We start from the raw sequence: 11,855 nt of genomic DNA on the forward strand, positions 1-11,855 counted from the left end.
ATCAAACCACCTCTTCCTGTGTCATTAGACCAGAAATACCAAACTGGCGTTTCAGTGCCAAAGCTTCCGCACATTTACTGATCATAGCAGAAGGATATGTTTTCCAGGTAGAACTGTTCTTTTTATATTCATTAAATGGTGCGAATTGGAGTACAGGTATTCTTCCTTCGCGTTCAACTACGGCCCATGCACCCACGATCTCACCACGGTCCTTAACTCCAAATGAATGTTGTACCTGATTCTCAGCTACATTCATGGTAAACTGATCATTCTCATGCACTACTGCCGACTTGATACCTCTAAACTCAGGGTCACGCTGTGCGATCTTAAGGTACCCGTCCCTTGACGTCATTATGCATTTGAGTTCAGATGAATAGAATATCTCTTTTAAGAACGGGTCCAACCCATATGTCCTGCAAATATGGAGAAACATTGCAAGTTCATTATCATCAGCACCTCGTGCAACTGTGTTCGTGATGGTACTCACCTGTTCCTCAGAATATTTTATCGGTTTGGGCTGTAGTTGGTATACTCTACATTCCTTATCGGTAATTATTTGAGTTTGAACATCATTTCTAGCATATCCCTCGTCACCTGATTTTTCGCTTTGGGCAGCAAGATCTTGGATGGCGGGGGTATAGTGTTCATTATCATCTTTTCTAAGAACCTGAGCAATTGCATCTTCTTTCTCAAATCCCTGTTCCACAAGTTCAGCAACTTCTAATCTCTGTTCAGTTGTCATATTTTCAGTGTTCATCTTATTATCTCCTTTTCAATCAATGTTCTGTCATACATCCATTCTTAGCCTCTTCAATGACCTTCTTGATAACCTCAGTATCTCTGGTCCCTGTACTGTTCTCAATATAGAACTCAAGTGATTTTCGAATACTTTCAACCTCGTTTGCAACCTCGTTCCTCATCACCACCCTTTGAGAGAATAACTGTGCTTGTTGTTGTATCTCCTTCTCTCTATCCTTGAGATAAGATTCATTTTTTCTCAACTCTTCAGCAAGAGCAATAATAGTTCTTTGATGGTATTCTGGAAGAGATGTGAGATTTCGGTACAAGTTAGGTCTCTGAACACACTTTTTCATACCAATACCTCATGGTCCTGTGAATGATCGAACACAATTATACGAGGTCCCGAGAACGGTACAAAATCGTACCTGGTAACACTTCCAGTAACAGAATACATTTCGATCAAATGCTGTAATCTTACCAGAAGAAAATGTGGACAAAAACCGCGTATCACTACAGTGATCGGATATTCAGTATCGATCTTCTTCTCGGCCCATGTTAAGATCGTCCGTACATCCTGGTCACTTAATTCCAGCTTACCTGATGGTGACATTGTACCAATTCGGTTAGGTAACTTATCTATATCAAGTATAACCTCGATCTCAGTACCTCTACAATCATTGCTACTGTTTCGGTTCATTTCCTGTACTCCTTTCCTTTCATTTTTTTTAGACCTAATATAGGCCAAACCGTTGACCGGACTTGAACCGGTATTGTTCCTTATAATATGTGCACTAACCTAACACAACCATACTACAACGGCAAATAGAATCGTGCGAAAAGCACTGATCACTTAAACCTCTCCCCAAACCCACAATCATATCAATCTAACAATTTAATGTCATCTGATACTTTTCACCCACACCCTTCTTCTTATTATTCTTCTTCTTATTGGGTCCTTCACCTGCCAACATCCTGATAACTCGAACATATCCCTTTTTCTCATCACTCCCAAATTTCTCCCATACTTCCAATATATCTTTATGTTTCACCAATGTTTCTTTAGCTCTATCAATGATCTCTTGTGGCTGGCCCCTTTGAACATCTTCCACCGTGATCTCATTATACACCACGTCTGACATTTCATCTACCCTTCTTTGAAATTGGTCTCACTACGATCACTTCACCATCAAATTCTATACTCACTTCATCCCCATTTTTTAAACCCAAATGGTCACGAATAAAAGCAGGGATTCTCATGATCATACATCCTCTACTATCCTGCGTGATCTTCCGTATATTCATGTGATACAACATGTGTATCCCATAATATTTATATATTTTTAATATGTATATACATATGTATATCATGGACAAGAAAGTAACACCATCAAGGTCATATAGACTACCGGATAGAACACTAAAACTCATTGATTTTTTAATTGAGAACGGTGCTGCACGAAATGGTACTGAAGCTATTATAATTGCTATTGAGAGGTTTGCTAAAGATTATCAGCCTGGTGGGAATATGGACTTGATAAAAGGAAATATTGAACAATATCTGAACAGTGATGATGGTAAAGACGTACTTGAAGATGTTCTAACACAAATTTTAGTTGAGAAACAGAGAAGACCTCATAATCCTAATTCTACACAAATAAGTGATGATCGTCATGGTATTAGAAATAGAGAAAATTCATTTAATGAACCTGGAAAGTATGATGATAATATCGAAATGATCGAACTGCTAAAAAAACAACTCAAAGCTGAGCGTGAACAGGAGTGTGATTATAGACATGTTTCTATTAAGGACGATGATCAAGTAGTTGATAATATAAAAAAAGAGCTTGTGAAGGACTCAAAAACTGTTAAGTTACCAAACAAAAAGCCAAAAGTTAGATATGTATATCATCAGGCAGGTGAAGTTGACCCACTCGACGAATACGATGATGGTGGTGAAGTGATCGAACATATCATACATCGATTCGAATAAGATCTACCACTCAGTTAATACTTTCACCCCGGGTACTGTATTATAATAAACAATAAATGCATACATTTGATCGAGAGAGATGTTTGTTAAATATAAATGCAGTTGTTGTGGACAAAATAATGTCATCAATGTCTCGGTTGAAGTTATCGAGGAACGTAGAGAACGAAAAACCCATTACAAAGTAAATGACATGGCGATCACTACAAAGTCATGTGGTCTGGATGAGTTTTCGCGAGATATTTTTCATGAACTGAAACACTATGTTTATGACGGGATCACTACACTTCAGTTATGTAAGATATTAAGAGAAGACTTTAATGTTAGCAGTGATTTGTGTTGTGGTATTATTGAAGAGTTGATGATCAATCTTTACATGTATTCTCCTGACAGAGAACACCTTTATTACGTGGATGAGGTTAATGCGTTATGAATAGGGAGAGGTTATCTGAGTTGTAAAATTGTTTGATGAAAAATGAGTATGTTATGTCAAGATTTAGTTGCAAGTGGAATATTCTATCTCTAAAAATAGATTACTGAAACAGATACTTCGAATACTAAACACACTTGAATTTCAATATCTTGACAAATATTTCATTTATCGATATCTTATTGTACTTCTAGCAATTATCAGGTTCGAGTTGGCATCAACGAGTTTTAGATTTATTTCTTCAGGTCTTTGAACATAGATTTGATTTTCAGGAACTGTATTGAATATAGATGTTCCATCAAAAACTACATAACCTTGATCCATTATTATATTCACGTTTTCAGAACCTATGCCGGATACTCTAACTCTTAAATCATTAAATGATGTAAATGTTTTATCTTTTCTTAAATCGATTATCTGATTGGATCTATCATCACCTATCTGGTCTATATATTCCAATTCTTCTTTATTTGCTGTATTGATGTTTATTCTTATATACTTAGCCGGTCCATCCACAGTTGCATAGCCTTGATCTTCTAAATCTTCCAAGGCAACTGGACCAATCCCGGAAACTCTTGTAATATCATCTAATGATTTAAATGGGCCATGGTCAGTTCTATTATCAACAATCCTCTGAGCCAGGGTATCCCCAATTGCATCTAAATATTTAGCCATTTCTTCTTTAGTTGCTTTATTGATATTTATTTTGATTTTTGTAGTAACTGATGATAGGTATATGGAATCACCAACAGAAAACAGAGTATTTGAAGGATAATCAAAGGATTCAACACCATTCACTATAACCTTAACATCATTGCCGTCAAGGTTTATAGAATCCCCACCTAAATGCTGGACTCTAATAATATCACCAGATGCCGTTGAATCAACTGTTGTTTTGATGATCACATTTGATGCTGGTGATTGTGGAGATATATCAAATACAACTAGAACAATTATACTTGCACCTACAACTGTAAAAAATACCAAAACCAGTGCTGCAATAACAGGTACACTTGCATCTCTTCTTGAGATCAGGTTTGGTACTCTTGTAGACATCAAGACAATTCCCATTAGCTCTTAATTAAACATATATCTACTATATTGTATATAACCTCATTGTTAAGAATATTTATGAGTTAAAAATAAAGTAAAAAATTCTTGAACTTGGTTTTTCTAGATTTGTTTATCTATACTAGTAAAAATGCTATGGATGAATCTATTAAGAAATTAGTTAATTATTACTGGATTCACCATCACAATTGTTTTCTTCCATTATTTGCTTGAAACTTTCAACTGCTGATTTCAAGTCTTCAATTATCTCATTGGCTAGGATATCAGGATCGAGTAGATTTTCAAGGTCTGCAAGACTTTCATCTTTTAGCCAGAATATATCCGGACTCGTTTTATCCCGTGCTATGATCTCATCATAACTGAACCTGCGAAACCTCCCGATTGGATTATCTTCAGTCCATGTTTCTTTTCTTTCATGTCTGTTTTATCCAAACTTCCTTGGTTCAAGGCTCCTTTGATGTTTCAATCGGAAATGATATATTCTTATTTGGCGTAACTGTATTTTTTCTTAGTTTTTGTTGCATTTGGATCGAATAATACAAAGCTAAGAACACTTTTATTAATTGTGACTGGCAAACTTAGTAAAAATATTGCACTTGGAAAAACTATTTAGAAAAAAAACAAACTATTTTACTCATTAAGAACAATATAGTAATTATGCTTGGAAGGGAACATTTGTCTATATCTGTAGCAACAGTTATCCCATTCATAGTCCCCTTAGTTTTTTCTGGAAATGTTGAATATCAGCTATATTATATTGCTTTTTTGATTTCAGTAATAGTTGGTTCTTTAACTCCAGATGCAGATTGTGGTGGTAAACCCAAACTATATTATGATTTTAAAATTGTTTACGACATAATGATTCCTTTGCAAAAAGCTGTTATTATCGGATTTAAAAACCTCAGCTTGAATTATGAATTAAATTTAGAACACGAAGTAAATAATAGGCACAGAGGGATAATGCACTCACCAATTGGAATACTGATAAGTTCTTTAATACTAACACTCATCGTTTCTGCAGTTGTCTTTCTTATTTATCAAAAGATAAACATGTTGATGGTTTCATTTGTATTCATAGGATTGTTGTTTGGTCAATTTTTGCATTTGTTAGAAGACTCATGTACAGTAACAGGGATTAATTGGAAATTTCCATTTGGAACGAAATTGATAAATGGCAAAATCTATACTTTTCCAAAAGAAAAGGGAAAAAAAGATATTCGCACAATTATTTATCAGCAGGTACTATGGATTATTACAGTCCTTTTGGTTCTTGGTTTCTTATTTGATATAATTGCTTTTAATCAATTAACGTTATATCCACTTATTGTAGTCTCTGTTACTTTTGTGTGGATATTCATTATAGCCACATCAAGAACAGATTATGGCTTTTGGTATCAAGATGTTAAAAAGATAAAAGCGGCTAAAAAGACGGCTAGAAAATTTAGTAAATAATCTTATTATAAAAAACATTTCAGGGCTTTTAACCTCGTGACTTATAGCCTCGGAGGCTTTGACCTAAACCTTTTCATATTAATTTTGAGCCACTTTATAATACTATGCTGTCTTCTTCATAACAATGCCAGTAAAATTTTTGATGTTAGTTCAAACTTAATATAAATCAGCTAAATGAATTTAAATGTAATCTGCTAATAAATAATATCTAAAGTATAACTGACTTATAATTATTACTAGTATAGGGATCTCTAAAGAGCCTTAGTTAATAACAAAATGTAAGCATTTTCTCAAGTTCTGTTTAAGACTCAGTGATATTTTAAAAAACAGCAAAATTATTTATAAAAGATTAAACGATTATAATTATTAAAGATTTTCTAGGGGTTATTCAAAAAAGTCATGCAAAATAGATATTTTCTGATTGTCTTAAAGTGTACTAAATATTGTTAGCTAATTTTTACAAAGAATTATGTGGTTTTATGGAAGAAAATGATGAAATTATTAAAAACCTTGTAAATGAATATTTTAATACTTTTAAGGATTCTAGTGGCTATAATCAAAGAAAAAAACAGCTTCAATTCTGTGATTTTGCTAGAGATATAATTAAATTAGTGGCTGATAAAGAAAAAATTAAAAACGAAGATTTGACTGCATTAATCCAAATATTGGGTCATGAATCTAAAAAAGAGAATGTTAAAAAGTATATTGACAATATTGCCTTAGATGAATCAATTTCGAATAAGCTTTACCAAAAATATATTGAGATTGGAGAAACAGGGTTTACAGGTAGAGGTAAAGCAGCTATTAAAGGCCTTAATGAAAATGAACTTGCTGTCATTCATGATTTTTTAATAAGAGTCGTAAATACATCATCTGAAGAAGAAATAAGAAATGCCATTTCTTATCTCGAAGATAATAAAATATCTCAGTTAAAATACGGTATTTATTCACCATGGCTATATTATCTCCATCCCACAATTTGTCCAATCGTTGCAGGCCCTGTAAAATATTATTTAACTAAATATTTGGGTTGGAATAATAACAAATATTTAGATGCATGGGACATAATGAAAAAGATAAAACAATTGACTGAGGAAGATGATTATGGTTTTATCGATCAGTTTTTCTGGAAAAAATCTCAAAATCAAGTGACTAATTACTGGCTGTTCATAGTACCAAAAGATTATAATGATGGTAAACTTTGGAATTATTGTAAAGAAAATTCAATTGCTGCTATGTGGTATAAAAAAGGAATACATGCTCCAGGATTAGTTACTAAAAATTTGAATCAGATAAAAAGAATTGAAGCTGGTGACAAAGTCATAGTTTATATAAATGATAATAAAATTGGTGGTATTGGAGAAGTCATTAGAGAATTTTACGAAGACGAGTCTGAGAATAATGGTTTTGAGGGGCAATTTGGTCAAAGAATTGGTTTAAAATGGATTTCTGATAAATTTGAAGTTAGTTTTAAAAACGTGAAGCCATACTTGCTACAGTTTCCAGAAGTACTAATGTCTCAAACAATACATGAGCTAAATGAACATGATTTTAATAAGATTTACAAATATGTTGATGAAGGCATAATTGAATATGACAGTCAGCCTGTTAAAGAAGACAAGCTTAGTAATGATCATAATCTTTTACTTAAGAAAAAACAGATAATATACTATGGACCACCTGGCACAGGGAAAACATACAAAACAAAATCAATTGCTATTCAGTTAATAAAAGACAACTAATTATTTCTTTTAGCTTTAATAGGTAGTCTTCAATAATGATGTAATTAATTCTTATTCTGTTAATAATAGGGAACTAATATGACCAATGTTTGGCTTGAAAAAAGAATTGTAAAAGGAAGATCTGATCTTAAAGAAAAAAATCTACAATTAGGGAATTCCTTGTGGTCACCTCAAAACGATAAGAGAGGTGCTAATATATATTCCAGTATGCTTGAGGTTAAGGTAAATGATATTGTTCTTCATTTAACAGATAACAAACACATATCAGGCATTTCAAAAATTGCGGGTCTAGTTGATACTAATTTTAAATGTCCTCCAGAATCAGAGTGGGGTGATGTTGATGGGTATTATGTTAAATTAAAAGATTTTATTGATTTAACTGCACAAAATAAAGCAATACCTAAAGAAAAAATTTTGAGCTTAAAAAATAAAAAAGAGTTACTTGAAATTTTAAATCAGAGAGAAGAAGCCATATTTTATAATAAAGCTTTAAACTTGAACCAAGGTTCATACTTAACAAAAGTGCCTGTAAAGCTAACAAATCTGATTAATAACGCTTACAAAGATCAGTATAAAGAAAATATTCCATATTTAGGTGATATTGTTCATAAGGATGAAGATAGTTCTACAATAAAAAGAAAAACCGATTTAAACAACAATATACTATTCAAAAAAAAACAACTCATACTTTATGGTCCACCAGGGACAGGGAAAACATACAATACAAAAAGAAAAGCTACTGAAATTATTTTTAGTGGGAAAAGGCAGGTAAATAACTTGAAACAAGAAGATATAGACCAACAATATAATGAACTAAAAGAGGATGGCAGAATTGAGTTCATTACATTTCATCCATCATATAGCTATGAAGAGTTTGTAGAAGGAATAACAATTGATATTGATCCTTCAGGCAAGTCAACAGAACAATTGAATTACAAACTCAAGCATGGTATCTTCAAACAAATTGCTATGAAAGCTTTAGGACATTCACTCGGAGTAGAGAATTTCAATATTTCTTTAGGAGAATTAATTGCAAAGTATAGAACTGAAATGAGAGAAATAACTTCAGACTTGAATTCTAATCTTGAAAAACAAGAAGAAATAAAAAAATGGTGGAAAGATAAACCAAGATATGTTTTAATTATAGATGAAATTAATCGAGGTGATATATCTAAAATATTTGGTGAACTTGTTACACTACTTGAAGCTGACAAGAGGTTAGGTATGGAAAATGAGCTGGTTGCGAAATTACCATATAGTCAAGAAGATTTTGCAATTCCGCCAAATCTTTACATAATTGGAACTATGAATACAGCTGACAAGAGCATTGCCTTAATAGATGTAGCTTTAAGGCGTAGGTTTGGGTTTATTGAAATGAGTCCAGATTTAGAAAAAGTTATAACAAATCATATAGATCATAATTCCGAATTAATCAGTGAAGATGTTATTGAAGGACTAAAAAATTCGATTACAGCGCTTGAAATTATTAATAATAGAATTTCAAGTGATCCTTCAGTAGGACGAGATAAACAAATAGGTCACTCCTTTTTATTTAAAGTTTTTAATCAAGCCGATCTTATTCTGGTTTGGAAAAATGAAATATTGCCACTACTTGAGGAATATTATTATGGCCAATATTCTCGCATTAATGAACTCCTTTTCAAAAAAATGGATGATTCTTATTGGCTAAGTCAAAAAGAAGGTATCAAAGATTTTCAAGATTATGAAGATTTAACCATGTTTCTAGATGAAGTGATTAATAATGGATGATATGGTTATATTAGAAGAATATAAAGGAAAAACTGTTGGAAAAATCACAGACAATGATGTGGAATATCTTAATCTTTTTTTCCTAAGAGAAAATCCTAATTCATTTAATATAACTTACAACAAAGATGGTGACGTTAGACTTGAAAATACATCTTATGCTGGCGTTATCCAACTAGAAAATGTTAGAATACATTTCTCGACTAAAGTTAAAGCAAATCTGTTCTATATGTTGAGTTTCCTGAAGTCTGAAAAACATTTTATTTTTGATTCACAAAAAACAATTGAAATTAAAGACGGCGGGAATTTTTTTGATATAATAGGCAAACTATTTTATAATGAAATTGAAGATGTTATAAAATGTGGTCTCTTAAAAAAATATGTAACAAAAGAAGAGAATGAGAAATTCTTGAAAGGTAAACTTCTCTTCAATGAGCAAATTAATCAAAATCTTTTTTTTAAGCCTAAATTTTACTGTAGATATCATGATCTTACTTATGATAATCTTGAAAATCAGATCATACTAAGAGGAACTAATTTATTGATTCCATTAATTCGGTTTAATGATAAACTGCGTTATTCATTATCAAGTGTGGAAAAAGATCTTAAACAAGAGATTAGCTTTAATCCCTATTTATCTAAAAAGGATTGTGATTCTATTTGTTATAATAGATTAAGTGAACACTACAGTCCATTAATTGAATTTTCCAAACTAATTTTTGAAGAGCATTTTATTCGATCTGTTCAAAAAGGAGAATCAAAGGGCTTTAATTTTATCGTTAATATGCCTAAAGTATATGAAGACTTTTTGACAGAGATGATAAAAGAAGTCGTTCATGAAGAATTTCATAATTTTGAAGTTGCTTCACAGTTATCATTTAACACTCTTGTTAAAGAAAGAAAACTTACAACAAGACCAGATATTATTATAGAGGATAAAAATGGTAACTTTCCTATAATTCTGGATGCTAAATATAAAGTGTCTGATTCAAATACCGATTACTATCAGATGATTGCATATTCTTTAGCAATTAAAAGTTCGAAAAAATGTTGTTTATTGTATCCCGAAAATGGGAATATTGAAAATGTCAACTATACTGTTTATAAGGATCTAGAAAATTCAGAGTCCGATACTATCAATCTTTGTATTAGGACAATACCCTTATTTGAAGAAGAAAATGAAGATTTCGATTCGTTTATTAAAAGAATAAAAATATACGTCAAAAATATACTTGATGGTTTGCTTGAAGGTTATTGACGATTTAACCAAAAAGTTTGAATATACTGAAATAAGCTCATATTTGAATTATTTCTAGAAGACCCATTTAAATGAACTTGCCAAGAGTAGACATGTCAAATTATGGTCACAGAATAAGAAAACTCAAATTAAAGAATAAAATATATAGAATTACAACGAGAACCCCGATAGAGGATCCTATTTTCGAGCGAGATCCAAACTTTGTTCCCTTTGCATTTTTTGTTGAAACTCGACCCTTTGTAGAAGGGTTGGTGTGGTTGCAAGCTACAAACAACAGTTAGGGTATAGAATCAATCTAAAATTAGGCTCTGTAGAAATCCTCTATATTCGAACAAACAGTTAAAGTTACAGTAAATCAAAATGTATTATCATTTGCGATCTACAGTCGATGATCTGTATAGGTTTTCTATATAACCTAAGTTTGCCAGTCATAAATAATAAAAGTGTTCTTGGCTTTGTATTATTCGATAAAAATGCACCAAAAACTAAGAACAAACACAATTAAGCCAAATGAAAATATATCATTTCCGATTGGAACCATTTTAGCAGTTGATTACTTCTATGAATCACTTGATTTTCTACTTTTTTTGGAAAGCATGAGAAGAATGGAATAGATAGCAACAAGTATAATTTCAGTATAAACAAAGCTCATAAGTGGATTAAGCAAGAATTTGATAGCAAAAGATGCTCTTCAAATCGAGCGCAAAAAAGATCCCGTGGAAAAAATCATCAATTCTCTCAAAAATGAAATTGAAATCAAACCACTAAGAGTATGGTCGGATGCTAGCATTTATGGTGCTGTTATCATTGGTTTTATTGCACAATTGTTCATATCGTTGATGCGATATGAGTTCAAAGAACTCAAGTCAACGTCAACAAAATTCATCAAAAACAGTCTATTGAATTTGACAGTTACCATAGATGTAACTAAAAAACAGACTAAAAATCACATTTATGCCAATTTTGATACAATAAACACTCTGATTTTAGTCCCAAAGTGGCTAAAATCATAGTGAATTGGATAAATTTGTTTGAACTGTCAAATGGTTTATCTGACACAAAAAATGAAAATTTGAGACTAACTAGAAGAAATTTTATTCAAAATTAGTTCAAACTGTCAAACTTGGGGTATAAGTGGGCCGGAATTAAGTGATTGTTTCTTAAATATGTTAAATGCTGGACCGAAAGTGTGTCGAGAAATGAATACCTCTTTTAGCGACTTTTTTTTAATATTCAAACCATACCATGATGATAACGTTACAGAAAATTCAATTTCTTTCTATGAAAATTATGATTATATTACAATTTAGCTACGTCCCCCGTACAACTAACTGATAACAATACTAAAAAAGCAATTTCTCCAGTTGCACCTGCATTCGCATTTGATTTAGAATGGCAATTAAATAA

The 11,855-nt window shown here is 31.9% G+C and carries 14 protein-coding genes and 1 pseudogene; 9 read left to right on the forward strand and 6 right to left on the reverse strand.

The features are described from left to right. Nucleotide 1: 1 nt before the first annotated feature. The 5 genes from bet to J2T59_RS07500 form a co-directional block, all read right to left on the reverse strand. On the reverse strand, nucleotides 2-757 hold the full coding sequence (bet, locus tag J2T59_RS07480; protein ID WP_259135314.1) for a phage recombination protein Bet: 756 nt from the start codon (nucleotides 755-757) through the stop codon (nucleotides 2-4). 19 nt (nucleotides 758-776) lie between these two features. After that, nucleotides 777-1,094, reverse strand: a complete 318-nt coding sequence (locus tag J2T59_RS07485; RefSeq protein WP_259135315.1) for a hypothetical protein — start codon at nucleotides 1,092-1,094, stop codon at nucleotides 777-779. Next, nucleotides 1,091-1,438: a hypothetical protein gene (locus J2T59_RS07490; protein ID WP_259135316.1), complete on the reverse strand. Its 348-nt coding sequence runs from the start codon at nucleotides 1,436-1,438 to the stop codon at nucleotides 1,091-1,093. The genes J2T59_RS07485 and J2T59_RS07490 overlap by 4 nt, the downstream gene beginning before the upstream one ends. A gap of 187 nt (nucleotides 1,439-1,625) precedes the next feature. Continuing rightward, nucleotides 1,626-1,880: a hypothetical protein gene (locus J2T59_RS07495; protein ID WP_259135317.1), complete on the reverse strand. Its 255-nt coding sequence runs from the start codon at nucleotides 1,878-1,880 to the stop codon at nucleotides 1,626-1,628. 1 nt (nucleotide 1,881) lies between these two features. Beyond that, nucleotides 1,882-2,004 (reverse strand): AbrB/MazE/SpoVT family DNA-binding domain-containing protein, encoded by a 123-nt coding sequence (locus J2T59_RS07500; RefSeq protein WP_259135318.1) that lies wholly within the window; start codon nucleotides 2,002-2,004, stop codon nucleotides 1,882-1,884. 103 nt (nucleotides 2,005-2,107) lie between these two features. Between J2T59_RS07500 and J2T59_RS07505 the strand changes: the two genes are divergently transcribed. Together J2T59_RS07505 and J2T59_RS07510 are read left to right on the forward strand one after the other, a co-directional pair. Continuing rightward, a complete protein-coding gene (locus tag J2T59_RS07505) occupies nucleotides 2,108-2,731 on the forward strand; it encodes a hypothetical protein (protein ID WP_259135319.1) in 624 nt (207 codons plus the stop codon). Between the two features lie 79 nt (nucleotides 2,732-2,810). Then, nucleotides 2,811-3,161 (forward strand): hypothetical protein, encoded by a 351-nt coding sequence (locus tag J2T59_RS07510; protein ID WP_259135320.1) that lies wholly within the window; start codon nucleotides 2,811-2,813, stop codon nucleotides 3,159-3,161. A 165-nt stretch (nucleotides 3,162-3,326) separates the two neighbouring features. Here the strand turns inward: J2T59_RS07510 and J2T59_RS07515 are convergent, their stop codons facing one another. After that, nucleotides 3,327-4,229, reverse strand: coding sequence for a helix-hairpin-helix domain-containing protein (locus J2T59_RS07515; protein ID WP_259135321.1), 903 nt, complete (start codon nucleotides 4,227-4,229; stop codon nucleotides 3,327-3,329). Nucleotides 4,230-4,438: 209 nt separating this feature from the next. Between J2T59_RS07515 and J2T59_RS10270 the strand changes: the two genes are divergently transcribed. The 7 genes and pseudogenes from J2T59_RS10270 to J2T59_RS07550 all read left to right on the forward strand — a co-directional run. Then, nucleotides 4,439-4,588 carry a hypothetical protein gene (locus J2T59_RS10270; protein ID WP_259135322.1) on the forward strand — a complete coding sequence of 50 codons (150 nt, stop codon included), beginning with the start codon at nucleotides 4,439-4,441 and terminating at the stop codon, nucleotides 4,586-4,588. Between the two features lie 298 nt (nucleotides 4,589-4,886). Then, a complete protein-coding gene (locus tag J2T59_RS07525) occupies nucleotides 4,887-5,681 on the forward strand; it encodes a metal-dependent hydrolase (protein ID WP_259135323.1) in 795 nt (264 codons plus the stop codon). A 479-nt stretch (nucleotides 5,682-6,160) separates the two neighbouring features. Then, nucleotides 6,161-7,423: an EVE domain-containing protein gene (locus J2T59_RS07530; RefSeq protein ID WP_259135324.1), complete on the forward strand. Its 1,263-nt coding sequence runs from the start codon at nucleotides 6,161-6,163 to the stop codon at nucleotides 7,421-7,423. Nucleotides 7,424-7,501: 78 nt separating this feature from the next. Continuing rightward, the gene (locus J2T59_RS07535) at nucleotides 7,502-9,193 is read left to right on the forward strand and encodes an McrB family protein (protein ID WP_259135325.1); all 1,692 of its coding nucleotides are present in this window, start codon (nucleotides 7,502-7,504) and stop codon (nucleotides 9,191-9,193) included. Beyond that, the gene (locus tag J2T59_RS07540) at nucleotides 9,186-10,448 is read left to right on the forward strand and encodes an McrC family protein (RefSeq protein ID WP_259135326.1); all 1,263 of its coding nucleotides are present in this window, start codon (nucleotides 9,186-9,188) and stop codon (nucleotides 10,446-10,448) included. The genes J2T59_RS07535 and J2T59_RS07540 overlap by 8 nt, the downstream gene beginning before the upstream one ends. Before the next feature lie 71 nt (nucleotides 10,449-10,519). Beyond that, nucleotides 10,520-10,729 carry a hypothetical protein gene (locus J2T59_RS07545; protein WP_259135327.1) on the forward strand — a complete coding sequence of 70 codons (210 nt, stop codon included), beginning with the start codon at nucleotides 10,520-10,522 and terminating at the stop codon, nucleotides 10,727-10,729. 387 nt (nucleotides 10,730-11,116) lie between these two features. Continuing rightward, nucleotides 11,117-11,461, forward strand: a pseudogene (locus tag J2T59_RS07550) (IS1634 family transposase); the annotation flags it as partial. Between the last annotated feature and the right edge of the window lie 394 nt (nucleotides 11,462-11,855).

The organism is Methanosalsum natronophilum, assembly GCF_024808815.1.
Taxonomy (GTDB): domain Archaea; phylum Halobacteriota; class Methanosarcinia; order Methanosarcinales; family Methanosarcinaceae; genus Methanosalsum; species Methanosalsum natronophilum.